This is a genomic window from Acinetobacter sp. YH12043 (genome assembly GCF_013419915.1).
In the GTDB taxonomy this organism is placed as follows: domain Bacteria; phylum Pseudomonadota; class Gammaproteobacteria; order Pseudomonadales; family Moraxellaceae; genus Acinetobacter.
This window is the reverse complement of the sequence record NZ_VOZD01000003.1, coordinates 1-17,240: the sequence shown is the minus strand read 5'-3', so window position 1 is coordinate 17,240 and position 17,240 is coordinate 1. Positions and strand designations below refer to the sequence as shown.

Sequence of the window (17,240 nt, the reverse complement as noted above, 5' to 3'; positions counted from 1 at the left end):
CCCTCAGGCGCTTTTTTTATTGCAGGATTTATGCAGTCTTACGTAGATCTTTACGCAGGATTTTGCCTACGTTAGATTTTGGTAATTCATCCATAAATTCAACATAACGTGGGCGTTTATAACCGGTCAGATTTTCTTTTGCAAATGCCAGAACTTCTTCAGTCGTCAATGAAGGGTCTTTCTTCACCACAAACAGTTTTGGCACTTCACCTGATTTTTCATCTGGTACACCAATTGCAGCCACTTCCAGTACTTTTGGATGTTTTGCAACGACTTCTTCAATTTCAGAAGGATAAACGTTGAAGCCAGAGACCAGAATCATGTCTTTCTTACGGTCAACGATTTTGATGTAACCACGTGAATCCATAACACCGATATCACCGGTACGGAAGAAGCCATTTACCATCACTTTATCGGTTTCATCCGGACGGTTCCAATAGCCTTTCATCACCTGTGGACCACGGATTGAGATTTCACCCTGCTCACCGAGTGCAACTTCATTACCGTCATCATCCAGAATTGCAACTTCAGTCAAAGGTAACGGAATACCAATCGTACCGCTAAATGCTTCAGATGCCGGTGGGTTCGCAGTTGCTACTGGAGAAGTTTCAGACAGGCCATAACCTTCAATGATGTTAGTGCCAGTAATTTTCTTCCAGGCTTCTGCAGTAGAAGGCAGAACAGCCATACCACCGCCCATCGCCATTTTTAAACGGCTATGATCCAGTTGCTTGAACTCTTCGTTGTTTACAAGCGCATTAAACAGCGTGTTCACAGCAGGGAAGAATGTTGGCTGGTATTTACGTAATTCTTTCATCACCGCAGGCAGGTCACGCGGGTTAGGAATCAGAACGTTCGCCTGACCTTTATACATGCCGTAAAGTGCACAGACCATGAAAGCAAAGATGTGATAAAGCGGTAAAGCACAGAAAATACGGTCATCTGGCTGGCCATCTTGCGCACCGAATTTGCTCTGGAAGATACCGTCACACTGCAACAGGTTAGCAACCAAGTTACGATGGGTCAGTTCAGCACCTTTAGAAACACCAGTAGTACCACCTGTGTACTGAAGTACAGCAGTATCACTTAAAGTCAATTCAGGGCGTTTATAGTTGCTTGGGTTAACTTTATTCAGGGCTGCATTGAACTTGATGTGGCCTGGAATATCCCATGCCGGAATCTGCTTACGTACTGAACGCAATACAAAGTTCACCAAAGTACCTTTTAAAGCACCCAGCATGTCACCCACAGAAGCAACCACGACGTGCTTCACAGGCGTTTTGCCAATAATTGACTGATAAACGCTGGCAAAGTTCTCAATAATGACGAGAACTTCAGCACCAGAATCTTTTAACTGATGCTCAAGCTCACGTGATGTATACAGTGGATTTACATTCACCAGTACTAAACCAGCGCGGAACACCCCCAATGCTACGACCGGATACTGAAGAACGTTTGGCATCATTACGGCAACACGTGTGCCTTTTGCCAGACCCAAACTTTGTAAATATGCTGCGAATTTACGACTAGCTTCTTCCAACTCATTGAACGTTAAAGTCTTATCCATAAAGATAAAGGCATCACGTGAGCCAAATTTTTGGAAATTGCGTTCAAAAATATCAACCAGAGATGTATTTTCTGCTGGTAATTCTACAGTTTCTGGAATCCCTGTTTTTTGGTATTCAGCGAACCAAATTTTTTCCATAATGCCAATCTCTCCAATCATAATCCTTAGTAGTTCAACTGTTTTTTTCAATGCTGCACGTCATTTTTTAGACTTGTATATGTGCAACATTGCATCCATTTGTCGAATCGTTACTCATATATAACGTATTTCGATTCATGGATGCTAGTATTATCTTTGAATCAACAGTTTATTTGCTTTTTGATATCCACGTGGTAACAGGGTTCCTTTAGAGCCTCGTTTCCCAATATATTTTTGCAGGTCATCCCCTTTAAGTTTTAATTGTTGCTGTCCTGCAAGCACTTGAATTATTTCATCAAGTTTTAATATTGTCATGGATAAAATTTGATCTTTATCTTCAAGTTGTATCAATTTATTACCTTTACCTTTATTCAATACAGGTAATTCCGACAGATCAACAATCAGCAGACGACCAGCTGAACTGAGTAGTGCAACATGAGTTGCATCTTCCAGCGGTTGCAGGTTCATGACCTGTGCACCTTCAGATAGATTCAGGAAAGCCTTACCAGCTTTGGCATTGGTATCCAACTGCTTGGCTTGGGTTTTAAATCCATAACCTTTGCTGCTGACTGCCAGGATTTCTGCATCATCTTCAGCCACCAATACCTGCTTGAAACCAACTCCACTTGCCGGAGAAAGTTTTGAACTCAACGGTTCACCGAGTCCTCGTGCCGATGGCAGGCTATTGATTGGCAAGCCATAGCTACGGCCACTATCATCTAATACATAGACGCGTTGATTAGACTTACCTTGGGCATGACTGAGATACTGATCGCCCGCACGGAAATTCAGATTTTCAGCATCCACTTCATGCCCTTTAGCACAGCGAATCCAGCCCGCTTCAGACAATACTACCGTTACAGGATCCGCTGGCAGCATTTCAGTTTCATCAATAGCAGCGGCTTCGGCACGTTGCACGATTGGAGAACGACGATCATCCCCAAATTTCTTGGCATCTTCTTTTAGTTCATTGATGATCAAAGTTTTTAAAGACTCAGGATTCGCCAGCTGTTCACGAATCACGGCAGCTTTAGCTTCCAGCTCTTCCTGTTCGCGGCGCAGTTCCATTTCTTCAAGCTTGGCCAGATGACGTAGCTTGAGTTCTAAAATGGCTTCGGCCTGAATCTCATCAATACCAAAACGTTCCATCAACACTGGTTTAGGCTGATCTTCCTCACGAATAATCCGAATCACTTCATCAATATTCAGGTAGGCAATGATCAAACCGCCGAGAATATGCAGGCGTTTTTCGATCTTATTCAGATGATATTGCAGACGGCGAGTGACTGTAGTTTTACGGATTTCGATCCATTCCAGCAGAATACGACGAATCGATTTCACCTGTGGACGGCCATCCGCGCCAATCATGTTCATATTGACACGATAGCTGGATTCCAGATCTGTAGTCGCGAACAGATGGCTCATTACCGCTTCAGCATCAATACGGTTCGAACGCAATACCACCACTAAACGTGTTGGATTTTCATGGTCAGATTCATCACGAACATCAGTGACCAATGGCAGCTTTTTCGCCTGCATCTGGTCCGCGATCTGACTGATAATTTTTGAACCGGATACCTGATATGGCAATTCGGTAATCACAATTTCATTTTTATCAATAGTGTATACCGCACGCATGCGATAGCTGCCACGACCTGTCGTCTGGATTTTAAGCAGCTCTGATGGTGGCGTAATGATTTCCGCTTTGGTCGGTAAATCCGGTCCCGGAATGTATTCTGCCATTTTGGCATCGGTCAGGTTCGGATTACGGATCAGGGCGATAGTACCTTTCACCACTTCGCGCAAGTTGTGAGGCGGAATATCGGTCGCCATCCCTACAGCAATTCCGGTGGTACCATTTAGCAGGATATTGGGAACACGTGCCGGCAAGTTAATCGGTTCTTTCATCGAACCATCAAAGTTATCCTGCCAGTCACAGGTGCCTTGTCCTAGTTCGGATAAAAGCAGTTCGCTATATTGCGACAGTTTGGCTTCGGTATAACGCATCGCCGCGAAAGACTTCGGATCATCAGGTGAACCCCAGTTGCCCTGTCCTTCAATAAACGGATAGCGATAACTGAATGGTTGTGCCATCAGGACCATGGCTTCATAACAGGCCGAGTCACCATGTGGATGGTATTTACCCAGTACATCCCCGACAGTACGCGCCGATTTTTTCGGTTTACTGGTCCATTTCAGACCCAGCTCACTCATGGCATAGACAATACGGCGCTGTACCGGTTTCAAACCGTCACTAATATGTGGCAATGCACGATCCATAATCACGTACATGGCATAATTTAAATAAGCTTGTTCGGTAAATTCGGCTACGGAACGGTTTTCTGTCGCATGATGCGCAAGGCTTGTCATAACAACCTATAATCCTAAAATTCGTTTTTGTATCAATGTTTCTTATGCTAAGTCGCGGCTGTGTGCTGCACAAGGGCAGTAAACTACACAGCGCGACAAATCGTGTCTTATGGGCTAAAAATATCCACTTTATAGCAGCTGAGCAACTAAAAAATCACCAACCTTATAAACCCATGGATTCTAGCGTCTTGCCTTTGGTCTCTTCACCCAGGACTAAAATGACCACAGCCACTGCAATCAGCACCGCAGTAAACATGGTAAAGACATAACTGAAACCGTTTGGCATCCCCATCAAATGCGTTACGGCAAAAGGTGCAGCAATCCCGCCAATACGACCAATTGCACCGGCCCAGCCTGAACCAAAAGCACGGATATTGGTTGGATACTGTTCTGGCGTATAAGTATAGAGAACACCCCATGCTCCCAGATTAAAGAAGGACATCAGACAGCCCCAGATCACAATTTCAGTGACACTACCGGACTGACCAAAGAAATAGGCTGAAATCGCACACATACCGATAAAGCCAGCTAAAGTTGCCTTACGACCGAGTTTTTCGACTAGCCATGCTGCCGCAATATAACCCGGCAATTGCGCCAGAATCATGACCAAGACATATTCAAAAGACTGCACGATGGTATAGCCTTCCTTGACCAGAAGGCTTGGTAACCAGGTAAAAATACCATAGTAGGAGAAAACGATTCCAAACCAGATCAGCCACAGCATCAAGGTTCGGCGGGCAAAAATACCACTCCAGAGCTGGGTAAACGAGATATTCTGCTTGGCAGCCACAGGTTTAACTTCAAAGATTTCCATGACTTCGACGCCGCATTTGCGCTCAATCTTTTTAACCAGAGCCTGTGCTTCATCTACCCGGCCACGATTGATCAGATACGGTACCGACTCAGGCACCAGTTTCCAGATTACGATGGCATACAGTGCCGGTATCCCGCCAATCATGAATGCAGCTTGCCAGCCAAAATCAGGAATCACAAAACGTGACACCAGTGCAGCCACCAGCCAGCCCAAGCCCCAGAAACTTTCCAGCAGCACAATGAAACGACCACGCACCCGTGCCGGGATATATTCACTGACCAGTGTCACCGCAACCGGCAACTGACCCCCTAATCCCAGACCGACAATAAAACGGAATACCAGTAACCAAGTCAGATTAGGTGCAAAGGCACAGGCAGCGGTTGCCAGACTATAAACCACCAGCGTACTGGCAAATACCGTTTTACGTCCCCAGCGATCTGCCAGTCCACCTGAGAAAATTGCCCCGATCGCCATACCGATAAAACCGATCGAAACCACCCAGCTTTTCTGGTCAGCGGTCATCTGCCAGTCTTCAGCCATTTTCGCCAGAATAAAGGAAATCAATCCTGTATCCATGGCATCAAACATCCAGCCAAGACCAATCACCCATAAAAGAGTGTAGTGGAACTTGCCGATCGGCAAGCGCTGTATCCGAGAAACTAAATCCATAACAAAAATCTCTGATCAGGTGAAACGGGAGGTGCTGCTGTCCCAACAGGAGGTTTGATTTTTTATTTTTTTATACTACGAATACGTACGCCTGCGGGAAGTTTTCCCTCCCGCAGTTACCATAATTCATATCAAGATTCGTCTTTGGATGAAGCGGACTGTTCGTCATCATCCTTATAGATAAACTTCGGCATTTCCAGACCGAAATAGATCGCAATCAAACGCAAACTAAAGCCAAAAATCAGGGTGGAAATAATGGTCAGTTCGAGTGACAGACCGAAATTGCTGCAGAGCCAATAGAAGATGACTGCAACAAAGGAAATACTGGCATACAGTTCACGGCGGAAGACTAAAGGCACATCATTACATAAAATGTCACGTAAAATACCGCCCGACACTCCGGTCAGAACCCCAGCAACCGCACTGACTACAAAGCCGTGCCCCATCTCTAGCGCAATCTGGCAGCCAATGATAGTAAAGCCGATGAGGCCCAAGGCATCCAGTACCAGGAAGATATTGCGTAAATGGCGCATCCATTTGGCAATCAGGATGGTGACAAAGGCGGCACAGCAAGTCAGCACCAGATATTCCGGGTGTTTGACCCAGGTCAAAGGATAATGGCCAAGTAGTACATCACGTACCGAACCACCACCGAGCGCCGTAACACAGGCAATAATCGTGACCCCAAACCAGTCCATACTACGCCGACCGGCAGACAAGGCTCCGGTCATGGCTTCAGCGGTAATTGCAATAATATAGATGACGGTCAGTAACATCGCCCTGCTTCCACCTGAGGCTATGAGATAGCGGCTATTCTAAGCTAAATCTATGTGAAAATTATAAAAAATGCGCACAACATTGCTTAAATTTTTTCCCGGAGCCACAGATGCACGGCTGTTTCATTGTAAACTGTTGATCTGTCGTTGGATCTAGAAAGTACCAGCGATTCTCGAACTTTACAAAATGTGAAATTTCATGATGAATCTGGGCCTGCTTGCCATCGTGATAATGTGCTTTGAACTCGACCAGCGCATGGGTCTTGTCCAGTTTTTCATTCGCCTGCACGATTTCCAACTTCAGCCATTGATTGGTTCTACTCCATTCAGCAATGGCTGGCATGTCCAAAGCCTGCTGCTGTCCACGGGCAGTAGTCTGCTGGATATAATCAATTTCATGCTTGGCAAAGGCACTATACCGCGAGCGCATTAATTGCTCGGCGTTTTGAGCCAATTGCTGGCCCTGATGTAGTGGCTGGCAACAGCTTGCGTATTCACCTCGTCCACATGGACATGCTTCTGACATCTCAATTCCATAAAAAATAGCCCGACAGTGCGGGCTATTTTAGCAAACTTTTAGCTTCGTCCTTCGGGCGCTGAACTAGTCTTTCCGGTTCGCTGGGGCAATGATATGCACCTTATCAATCTTGTGGCCGTCCATCGTGACCACCTCAAAGATATAATCATCTGCTTCGAGCTTTTCGCCATTTTCTGGCAAGCGCCCCAGATGGAACAGAATATAACCCGACAATGTCGAATATTCTTCCGTTTCATTGACCAGATCGCGATCCAGAAGCAGTGACACATGGCGAATATCAGTTGAACCATCCAGAATCAGGCTGCCATCTTCTAGACTCTCTACGGCTGCTTCCAACTGGTCTTCATCCGGGAATTCACCGGCAATGGCTTCCAGCACATCAATCGGTGTCGCCACCCCTTCAATGGAACCATATTCGTTCAATACCAGTGCCATTTGTAGCGGTGCCTGACGTAGCTGATCCATGACCATCAAGACCTGAGCATTTTCATGCACAATCACAGGTTCACGCAGATGTTTTTCGAAGTCCAGAATACCTGTTTCGATGTATTCATTCAGGACTTTATGGGTTAGCACGACCCCAGCAATATTGTCCAGTTCACCACGCGCCACAATCAGGCGTGAATGGCTCATATGCAATAACTGCTCTTTGATACTGGCATGATCATTTTCCAGATCAATCCATTCCAGTTCAGGACGCGGTGTCATCACCGATTTCACCGGACGTTCTGACAGGCCAAGTACGCCCTGCACCATAACGCTATGGTAGACTCCACTTTCGTCGTCATCAAAGACTTCATCAGCAAAGGCACGAGTCGCCAGTACATCTTCCGGTTCAGAAGAATCATTGTCCTGAGCCGGTTTACCGCCCAGCATACGCATTACGGCAGACGCAGTACGGTAACGCATATCAGTTGTCGTCACCATTTTTTCCTGATTGCGTTTCATGGTCTGGTTAATGAACTCGACAATCACCGAGAAACCAATCGCGGCATACAGATAGCCTTTTGGAATATGGAAACCGAAGCCTTCAACCACCAGCGAGAAACCAATCATCATCAGGAAGCCCAGACAGAGAATCACTACTGTCGGGTGCTTGTTGACGAAATCCATGAGGGCTTTAGAGGCCCACAACATGATACCGACCGCAATAATCACGGCGATCATCATCACAGACAGATCTTTGACCATACCAACCGCAGTAATCACGCTGTCGAGCGAGAACACGGCGTCCAGTACCACGATCTGCACAATCACCATCCAGAACACCGCCTGAACCGGATTTTCTTCCTTGGTCACAGGTTTGGCTTCCAGACGCTCATGCAGCTCCATAGTGCCTTTAAACAGCAGGAATACACCACCGAATAATAAGATCAGGTCGCGTCCTGAAAATGGATGCTCAAAGATATGGAATAGCGGTTCAGTAAGCGTTACGACCCAGGCAATCGATGCCAGCAACACCAGTCGCATTAACAGCGCCAAGCCCAGACCGGTAATACGCGCTGCATTACGCTGTTCGGGTGGAAGCTTTTCCGCCAGAATTGCAATAAAGACCAGGTTATCGATCCCGAGTACAATTTCAAGAACAATCAGTGTGAGTAAGCCAATCCAGGCAGAGGGATCTGACATCCATTCAAAAATCATTGCATCTGCTCCTCTAACCGAGGAGAAAAGCAAGTATTTGCATGATGAGATACAGGTTGATACCCGACTTGAATTAAAGACTTGATAATGTGACGTTTTACTGAATTAAAGCGCCAACTTCGACTACCCATGTGAGTTCTATTGTAGTAAGACAGACTTTCAGTATATCAAGAACAGCATGAAATTCACCTGTTTTCATCCGGGATTATGGATGAATTTGAATGAAAGATTTTGTCCTAAAATGAGGTCTGCTCATGGAATTGTCATATTTGTTAACTAAGTTATAGTAAGTAGATAAAAAAATGATAAGGTGAAAAAAATAAATGCAAAGTGTAATGGAAATGACCGATTATTTTAATGATAACTCCCCAAAAACAACACGCCCGCTAGTAGCTTTATATTGTGGCTCTCGTGCCGGCAACAAACCGATTTATCTGGAAAAAGCGATTCAACTGTCACAAGGTCTGGCCGAACATGGTTTTGGTCTGGTCTATGGCGGCGCCAGTATTGGTCTGATGGGCCAGGTGGCAGACACCATGATTCAGCATGGTGGTGAAGCGGTGGGCGTGATTCCGGAATTTATGCTGGATTATGAGATTGCCCATCCTCAACTCACAGAACTGCATATCGTCACCAGCATGCATCAGCGTAAGGCCATGATGGCAGATCGTGCCTGTGCCTTTGTCGCCTTGCCGGGTGGATTGGGAACCTTTGAAGAAATTCTGGAAATTGCGACCTGGGGTCAGCTGAACCAGCATCAAAAACCGATGATGCTGTATAACGTCAATGGCTTTTATAATCCCCTGATTGCCCAGCTTGATCTTGCGGTGCAGGAAGGCTTCTTGCCGCCCCAACATCGGGCTAAACTGATTATCTGTGAACATGCAGATCAGATTTATACCACCTTGCTGAATCTGGATGCTCCGCAACGTTTCGTCGTTTAAATTTTCTTGTCTGCTTTAAATAGCAATGATTTAAAGCCATAAAAAAGCGAGCTTGATGCTCGCTTTTTTCATTTATACATGCCAAGACATTAACCGGAAATCGTGTGATAGAACCAAGGCAAAGTCGTCGCCAGAAACACACTAATGGCTAGACCAAACATCAGTTTCATGGCATCTTTGCTGACATTCCGTGAAGTACGGTGCTTGTTGACTTCGGTCACCAGCATCGAAATCGCAAATTCACGACCGGCCAGTAACCCCAGGAATACCCAAGTGGTACTCATCGGGATGTTACTCCACTCTTTGAACACCAGCAGAATCAATGCATAAATAAAGTCGATAATCGTAGCAGAACGGACATCCGTCACCCCGGTCTTGGTATCAACAATATTCTGGATAGCTCCACCACGCTGGTAAAGAATCATGCCCAGCAGGATGACAAAGACAGAAATGGCAAAGATCAGGAACTCAAACGGCACCTGACGCGGCACATAAACAAAGATATTAGCCAGATCCTGGATCAGCCACTGGCTCCACAGAAATGCCGTAGATAGCCATTGCAAGGCCATCCACATTGGGGAGTGTTGCTGATCACGGGTTTCACTGAAATAGACCGCGAGTTTTTTCATGACCAGACGATAGATCACAATCGCCACAAAGAAAGCGACGGCGTAACCCATCATTGACTTGGTCAGCATGGAACCCAGACTGCTCGGGGAGAAAATCGTGAGCACCAAGAAAGTAGTACTGACCGGAATGCCATATTTGGTCAAAATGATCAGTAAAAGAGGCGGTACCACATATAGCCAGGTGACCCCATCTTCAGGGAAAGGAATGGTTTCCAGACGTCCATAAGAGGCATCCCCTACCCCAGAAGCAAACCAGCCATACATTAACACCACAACCAGAATAGTACTGATGTAAATCCAGAGTACCCACCATGGGCGATGTGAGTTCGATGAAATAAATGTTCCTAATGTTTGCGGAACATCATTCCCCACGATGGAATAGGCGGCCAGACAGAAGCCAACTACCATCAGAATCTCGATGGTCATAAGTACAAAACCTTTTACTAGACAGTTCCCAGTACAGCAGTTCTGGAAGTTTGCCCCAGATTATGACGGTTTTATTTCATTTTCATGACATTTCCGTCATATTTTTTTGTAGCCTGCTCCTTAAAAAGAAGCTTGAAGTGTTCCAAAAATGACATATTTATGAATCTGTATCAATTTGAGAGGTTCGCAGTATAGAAATATATCTTTTACCCTTTCCTCTTCAATAACTGAAATCAGGCTGTGAATTCATTAGCATTTTGTCTACACGACTCCTATTCACAATCGTTTTTATTTCAGTCACACTGCTGCATAGATTTCTTTAAACTATTCAAAATAGATGATTTTTTAAATCCATGAATGTCACTCCTACGCATCAATCCCTACAACCTGAATTCAGACTGCTGGTCTTGCTGGTATCGATTGGCTTTTTCATGCAAGGCCTGGATACCACGATTATCAATACCGCCTTGCCTGCGATTGCCAGTAACCTGCAGGAAGATCCGTTACGGATGCATAGTGTGGTGGTGGCCTATGTGCTTTCTGTGGCAGCCTGCATTCCCTTAAGTGGCTGGCTGGCAGATCGCTTTGGGGTTCGGAATATCTATTTTGCAGCGATCATTATTTTTGCTCTGGCCTCACTCGGCTGTGCCTGGTCTGAGAATCTGAATGAACTACTGGTTTATCGGGTATTTCAGGGCATTGGAGGTGCTTTGCTGCTTCCAGTCGGACGACTGGCCATGCTGAAAATTATTCCTCGTACCCAGTTTCTATCCGCTATGAGTCTGATGAGTCTGGCAGGACTAATGGGTCCTTTAATCGGTCCAACCTTAGGTGGCTGGATGGTGGAATACCTGTCCTGGCACTGGATTTTCCTGATCAATCTGCCGATTGGTCTGCTGGGTGCATTGATTACCTTTAAAGCTATGCCGAATATCACTGAACCGACGGTACAGCGTTTTGATTTTGGCGGTTTTATTCTACTGGTCATCGCAATGATCGGCTTGTGTCTAGGGATTGAAAACTTTGCCAATCCACAATATCCACTCTGGTGGAGCTTAAGTCTGGTCGGAAGTGGTCTGATTGCCTCACTCATCTATGCCTATCACTCACATACTCATCTGAATGCGCTTTTTCGCAGTAAATTATTTAAAAATAAGATTTATTCGATTGGTATTCTGGGTAATTTCTTTGCCCGGCTCGGCGGCAACTCGATTCCGTTTTTGCTGCCTTTAATGTTGCAGGTCGCTTTTGGTTTTGAACCTTTTATTACCGGTTTACTGATGATTCCAACGGTACTCGGTTCTTTAGCATCTAAACCGATTATCCGCAAAATCATTCAACGTTTTGGTTATCGTAGAGTCTTGTTGATCAACACCTTGCTGGTCGGTCTATGTATTGCCAGTTTTGCCTTGACTACGGCGGAAACCCCTATCTGGCTAAGAGCCATTCATTTCTTTGTGTTCGGGATTCTGAATTCGCTGCAATTTGTCTCAATGAATACGCTGACTTTAAAAGATTTAAGCCAGCAGGATGCCAGCAGTGGTAACAGTTTTCTGTCGATGATCATGATGCTGTCAATGAGTATCGGGGTGGCACTGGCAGGTACGCTAGTGAATATGTTTAGTGCCTACTTCGGCCCTGAGCAGCTGGATAATGCCTTCCACGTTTCGCTGCTCTGTCTAGGCTGTATTAACATTATTGCTGCCTATATTTTCTGGCATATCCCCAAAAACACACCAGTCTAGGGCAGAATATAAACTCGATATGAATATCTCTAGATTAGGCCACCGTGCACATGAAAGCAGCTCCCACTTCTAGCAACTGGAAAAAACACTCAGTGATTGCAGTCGGGCTGCTGATTACGCTTGTGGTAACCACTGTGCTTTATCTGCTGGTTTTCAAACAGCCTTCAGCGCATGCAGCAGATTATCCGATTCATGGTTTTGATGTTTCCCATCATCAGAAAGAAATAGACTGGAAGAAAATCCCAAAACAGAAATATAAATTTGTCTATTTAAAATCCACAGAAGGTGGTGATTTTAAAGATACCAAGTTTCAGGAATACTGGCTGCAGGCCCGCGAACAGGGCTTTCTGGTCGGTGCTTATCATTTTTATCGGCTTTGCCGTGATGGCAGTATTCAGGCTCAGAATTTTATAGAGTCTGTTCCGCGTAAAATGGATGCCCTGCCACCCGTAATGGATCTGGAATATGACAGCAAATGCATCAATCACTATTCCAAAGAGCAGATGCTCAAGGAAATCCGGATCATGCATGATGCCTTAAAACACCATTATGGCAAGCAGCCGATCTTCTATGTGTCGAAATCTTTTTATAACATCGTGCTGGCGGGAGAGTTTACTGACGTACCGCTCTGGGTACGTGAGTACCAAGGTTTACCAGATTTAAAGGGTCAGCCTAAATGGACCTTCTGGCAACATACCAGTCAAGGTGAAATTCCTGGCATTGCCCGTACTGTGGATCTCAACGTGTTTTATGGCTCAGAGCAGGACTGGATCAAATTTTTACAGCAGAACAGTATTCCCACCCAGGATCAGCCCAAGCCTCCGGCCAAGAAATAAACCTAATTTCTCCCTGATTCAACCATGAAATGGATATTGAATTATTTAGACAGGATATGCTTCGTCTTGAATAATACTTTAGCCTGTTTACTTGTCAATCCGGTCTCTTCCCAATCCAGCTAAAGCCACTTAAGATACTGGATATGCGCAAAATTATTCATATCGATATGGATGCCTTCTACGCCTCAGTCGAGCTGCGTGAGCGTCCGGAGCTGAACGCTCTGCCTGTGGTGATTGCCTCGCATCATCCGCGGGCAGTGGTCGCGGCTGCCTCCTATCCGGCCCGCGAATTCGGACTGCGCTCTGCCATGCCGATGACTCAAGCACGTAAGCTCTGCCCTCAGGTCATCGTGATTGAACCAGATTTTGCCAAATACCGTCAGGTCTCTGGTCAGATTCATCAAATATTTCAAACTTATACCAAGGTCATCGAACCGTTGTCTCTGGATGAAGCTTATCTGGATGTCACCGAAAATTTGCAGCAGATTCCAAGTGCCACTGAAGTGGCAATGCGCATTCGTGAAGATATTTTTCAAACTACTGGACTAACCGCTTCTGCCGGCGTGGCCCCGAATAAATTTCTCGCCAAGATTGCCTCCGACTGGCATAAGCCGAATGGAATCTGTGTTATCAAACCTTCACAAGTACAGCGTTTTATTCAGGATCTTCCACTGAAGAAAATTCCCGGTGTGGGCAAAGTCACCCAAGAAAAACTAAAAAGTCTGAATCTGGAAACCTTGGGAGATTTACAGCAGATTGAAGAAGCGATCCTGATTCAGCATTTTGGCAAATATGGACGGCGCCTGTTTCTCTATGCTCAAGGCATTGATGATCGGCCAGTCGAAGCTGAACGGGAACGCCAACAGATTTCCAAGGAAACGACTTTCGATGATGATCTGTATTTACCGCAATGCCAGCCTTACTGGCAGCCATTAATTGCCCAGCTCTGGCAGAGTCTGGAAAAAAAACAGCTCTCTGCCCGCGGGGTTACTGTAAAACTGAGAATGAAAAATTTTCAGACCATGCAGCATAGTAAAAGCTTCAGCCAGCTGCTGCGTAGCCCGCAAGAACTGGAGCAGGCTTTATACTTATTGCTTCAAGAGATGCATATTACTCCTCAACTGCAGTTTCGGCTGATTGGGCTTGGCGTCTATCAGCTCGCTGCACGTGAAACAGAAACGCAATTGCTGCTGCTTTAGGCCTATTTTGTACAAGTATTAGACGTTAGTTTAAAAATACGGCAACTTTGTTTTTACATTTTGAATTTTTGGAGTACTCTATCTGCGCAATGCATTATCCATGTATGTGCTGAGATGCTGAAAATCACCTTTACTTTCAGCATACTGTCCTGTGATTGGCGTGACGATCAAATCCGAATATTACAGGGCAACTCTGATGTATCTCATGGAATCCCTCCCTGCATGTCCTCTGTAAATTCTTCTGTTATTCAAGAACGACGCGCGCGTAAAGCGGCGTTATCCAGTTTTGTTGGTGCTGTTGTCGATTGGTATGATTTTCTCCTTTACGGCATTGTTGCGGCCTTAATTTTTAAAGACCAGTTTTTCCCAAGCATTGGTGCCAATATGGGTACCTTGGCGGCTTTAGCCACCTTTGGGGTAGGCTTCCTGTTTCGTCCTCTAGGCGGTGTGGTATTTGGTCATTTCGGCGACAAGCTCGGCCGCAAGAAAATGCTGGTTCTGACTGTGGTCCTGATGGGGATTTCCACCGTCGGGATTGGTTTTTTACCTAATTTCGAAGCCATTGGCTGGTGGGCACCGGTTTTACTGGTGACCCTGCGTGCCATTCAAGGCTTTGCAGTCGGTGGTGAATGGGGTGGTGCTGCCCTGATGGCGGTGGAAAATGCCCCTAAAGGCAAAAAAGCCTTTTATAGCAGTGGTGTTCAGGTCGGCTATGGCGTAGGTCTGGTACTGGCAACGGGTGCGGTATCCGTTATTATTGCCACACTGGGTGAAGAGGCTTTTGCTGAATGGGCTTGGCGCATTCCGTTTATTGCCAGTATCGTGCTGATCGGGATTGCGATGTGGATTCGCCGTGATCAGGATGAATCTCAAGAATTCGTAGAGAAAGTGATTAAGGCAGATCATCATCCAGAAAAACTGCCAATCTTGCAGGCCATCAGCAAACATCCTAAAGCTTTCTTTTATATTATTGCCTTACGTTTGACCGAACTGCTGACCATGTATCTGGTCACCAACTTTGCCCTAAACTATTCCACCAATAATCTGGGCATGGACAAACAGTTCTTCCTGAATATCACCCTGATGGTCGGTGCGATCAGCTGTTTCAGTATTCCTTTCTTTGCCTGGCTATCGGATAAAATCCAGCATAAAACCATGTGCGTCTGGGGTGGTCTGATCGGTGCACTGTCTGCCTTTCCGTTTTTTATGGCACTGGATGCACAAAATACCTGGATGATTATTGTTGGCGCCATTCTACTGGCCAATGTCGCGCATGACATGGTGGTCAGCGTGCATCAACCGATTTTTACCTCGCTATTTGGTACGGAATATCGCTATAGCGGTGCCGGAGTCGGTTATCAGGTCGCCAGTATTATTGGTGGTGGTTTTACCCCAATGATTGCAGCCTCCTTAGTGATTTGGGGTGATGGTTCATGGCATTATGTAGCCATCTATCTTGCGATAGGCTGCCTATTGACTGCATTAGTCGCAGCCTTGATGCCAAAAACCAAGGATTAAGCTGATGTCTGTTCAACGTTTGCATGTTTCACAACGCTTTTCTGAGATCGCCATTGCCGGCAATCTGGTTCATCTCGCCGGTCAGTTGGCGACAGACCTGGATCTGGATATCAAAGGTCAAACCCAGCAGACACTGGATATTATCGACCAGTTCCTGGCGGATGCCGGTACCGATAAAAGCCAGATCATGTCTGTGACGATTTATCTCAAAGATATTGAAAAAGATTATGCAGCGTTTAATGAAGTCTGGGATGCCTGGGTATCGGATATTCAAGCCCTACCCCGCACCTGTGTCGAAGCTAAACTGTATGATCCACGCGTGTTAGTGGAACTGACTGTCGTAGCCGTCAAACCTGAATAGACTTCTATTCAGGCCTAATTGCTACTCATCTAAAATAGAAAAAAGTATGCACTTGGCATACTTTTTTCGTTTAGGTTCTATCAGTTTAATGCTTTGACTTTACGTCGTTCCAGATCTGAATAGAGATGATATTTTTTGAGATCATTCACAGCGGTAAATCTCTGGTCTTTACTGGAATGCTCCTGCTCACGCAGGAAATCTCCTCGTAACTGATAATATTCCGGTACATCTTCATAGCGAATGACCCGATAACCGGCCATAGTCAACAAGGCATCCTGAAATTGCGCCTGCTGTGGACGTTTTAAAATCACCGGATCATCGACGGCTACAATGGCAACAATCTGATATTGCTGATCCAGAATCACAAAATCTGCAATCAGATCACGATACTTGTGCCGGGTACGACCAAATTTGGTAGTAAGTAGTGCATCATAAGAAACATGGGCCAGTACAATATAATCAGGCAATACTTCTTTCAGGCGTGTAAACGTCAGTTGTTCATTTGGATTAAAAATAGCGCGCTGTTTTAAGGCGCTGTCTTGTGGTTTTGGGCTATTCCTTAGCTGCTTCCATGCCATGAGCACGACACAGAACACCAAGAAACTCCCTATAATCATATAGGTGGTCATGACTCAATCCTTGCATTCTTATAATCATTCTTGTTTTATTGTTATCCAGTATAAACCCATACTATTTTTAAAATTGCCCTGCTACCATTCTGTGTAGAGACCAATACAATTCGTAGCAAAACTTGATTGCCAGTTACTTAAAAACCGCTTTTTACTATTTCAATAGAAATTAGGGTTAAATCCTTATACGCGACTGTAAAATAGTCTCCTGATAGATCGCAATATAAATCGGTTGAACTGTAAGACAATTCCGACAAAGTGTTATTTTTATATCATTTTTCAAAAATTCAAATCGACTAAAAATAAAATAGGCTCTAGACTAGCAGATTTACACTTAATTTTACCTAATGAGGTTCCACAGCTCAGTTGCTAACTCATTAGGTTCCCTCATCCAACGCCATTCAGTTTCTTTAAGATGATAATCAAAGTACTCTTTT

At 45.3% G+C, this 17,240-nt stretch carries 14 protein-coding genes and 1 pseudogene; 6 read left to right on the top strand and 9 right to left on the bottom strand.

The window, feature by feature from the left end; all coding sequences use genetic code 11:
- Positions 1–28: 28 nt before the first annotated feature.
- The 6 genes from FTU01_RS02010 to FTU01_RS01985 all read right to left on the bottom strand — a co-directional run bounded on the left by FTU01_RS02010 (position 29) and on the right by FTU01_RS01985 (position 8,516).
- On the bottom strand, positions 29–1,705 hold the full coding sequence (locus FTU01_RS02010; RefSeq protein WP_180025469.1) for an AMP-binding protein: 1,677 nt from the start codon (positions 1,703–1,705) through the stop codon (positions 29–31).
- Between the two features lie 150 nt (positions 1,706–1,855).
- Positions 1,856–4,075, bottom strand: coding sequence for a DNA topoisomerase IV subunit A (gene parC / locus FTU01_RS02005; protein ID WP_179992219.1), 2,220 nt, complete (start codon positions 4,073–4,075; stop codon positions 1,856–1,858).
- 163 nt (positions 4,076–4,238) lie between these two features.
- Entirely contained in the window at positions 4,239–5,558 is a 1,320-nt protein-coding gene (locus FTU01_RS02000; RefSeq protein WP_005233444.1) for an MFS transporter, read from the bottom strand.
- 131 nt (positions 5,559–5,689) lie between these two features.
- On the bottom strand, positions 5,690–6,334 hold the full coding sequence (locus FTU01_RS01995) for a trimeric intracellular cation channel family protein (protein ID WP_034169794.1): 645 nt from the start codon (positions 6,332–6,334) through the stop codon (positions 5,690–5,692).
- Between the two features lie 61 nt (positions 6,335–6,395).
- Positions 6,396–6,860, bottom strand: coding sequence for a YchJ family protein (locus FTU01_RS01990; protein WP_034169795.1), 465 nt, complete (start codon positions 6,858–6,860; stop codon positions 6,396–6,398).
- A gap of 75 nt (positions 6,861–6,935) precedes the next feature.
- Positions 6,936–8,516: a TerC family protein gene (locus tag FTU01_RS01985; protein ID WP_159123942.1), complete on the bottom strand. Its 1,581-nt coding sequence runs from the start codon at positions 8,514–8,516 to the stop codon at positions 6,936–6,938.
- A gap of 323 nt (positions 8,517–8,839) precedes the next feature.
- On the opposite strand from FTU01_RS01985, the gene FTU01_RS01980 reads away from it, so the two are divergent.
- On the top strand, positions 8,840–9,460 hold the full coding sequence (locus tag FTU01_RS01980; RefSeq protein WP_034703864.1) for a TIGR00730 family Rossman fold protein: 621 nt from the start codon (positions 8,840–8,842) through the stop codon (positions 9,458–9,460).
- An 89-nt stretch (positions 9,461–9,549) separates the two neighbouring features.
- On the opposite strand, the gene FTU01_RS01975 is transcribed toward FTU01_RS01980, so the two are convergent.
- Entirely contained in the window at positions 9,550–10,515 is a 966-nt protein-coding gene (locus tag FTU01_RS01975) for a hypothetical protein (RefSeq protein ID WP_159123941.1), read from the bottom strand.
- A 353-nt stretch (positions 10,516–10,868) separates the two neighbouring features.
- Between FTU01_RS01975 and mdtD the strand changes: the two genes are divergently transcribed.
- The 5 genes from mdtD (at position 10,869) to FTU01_RS01950 (ending at position 16,174) form a co-directional block, all read left to right on the top strand.
- Positions 10,869–12,260 carry a multidrug transporter subunit MdtD gene (gene mdtD / locus FTU01_RS01970; protein WP_179992221.1) on the top strand — a complete coding sequence of 464 codons (1,392 nt, stop codon included), beginning with the start codon at positions 10,869–10,871 and terminating at the stop codon, positions 12,258–12,260.
- 50 nt (positions 12,261–12,310) lie between these two features.
- The gene (locus FTU01_RS01965) at positions 12,311–13,096 is read left to right on the top strand and encodes a GH25 family lysozyme (RefSeq protein WP_180131705.1); all 786 of its coding nucleotides are present in this window, start codon (positions 12,311–12,313) and stop codon (positions 13,094–13,096) included.
- A 143-nt stretch (positions 13,097–13,239) separates the two neighbouring features.
- Positions 13,240–14,295 (top strand): DNA polymerase IV, encoded by a 1,056-nt coding sequence (gene dinB / locus FTU01_RS01960; RefSeq protein ID WP_180137990.1) that lies wholly within the window; start codon positions 13,240–13,242, stop codon positions 14,293–14,295.
- 222 nt (positions 14,296–14,517) lie between these two features.
- Complete coding sequence (shiA, locus tag FTU01_RS01955) at positions 14,518–15,813, top strand: shikimate transporter (RefSeq protein WP_179992224.1); 1,296 nt, start codon at positions 14,518–14,520, stop codon at positions 15,811–15,813.
- Between the two features lie 4 nt (positions 15,814–15,817).
- Complete coding sequence (locus tag FTU01_RS01950) at positions 15,818–16,174, top strand: RidA family protein (RefSeq protein ID WP_005233436.1); 357 nt, start codon at positions 15,818–15,820, stop codon at positions 16,172–16,174.
- A gap of 80 nt (positions 16,175–16,254) precedes the next feature.
- Here the strand turns inward: FTU01_RS01950 and FTU01_RS01945 are convergent, their stop codons facing one another.
- Together FTU01_RS01945 and FTU01_RS01940 are read right to left on the bottom strand one after the other, a co-directional pair.
- The gene (locus tag FTU01_RS01945) at positions 16,255–16,803 is read right to left on the bottom strand and encodes a DUF2726 domain-containing protein (protein ID WP_166136543.1); all 549 of its coding nucleotides are present in this window, start codon (positions 16,801–16,803) and stop codon (positions 16,255–16,257) included.
- A gap of 340 nt (positions 16,804–17,143) precedes the next feature.
- Positions 17,144–17,240: pseudogene (locus tag FTU01_RS01940) on the bottom strand (IS1595 family transposase); the annotation flags it as partial.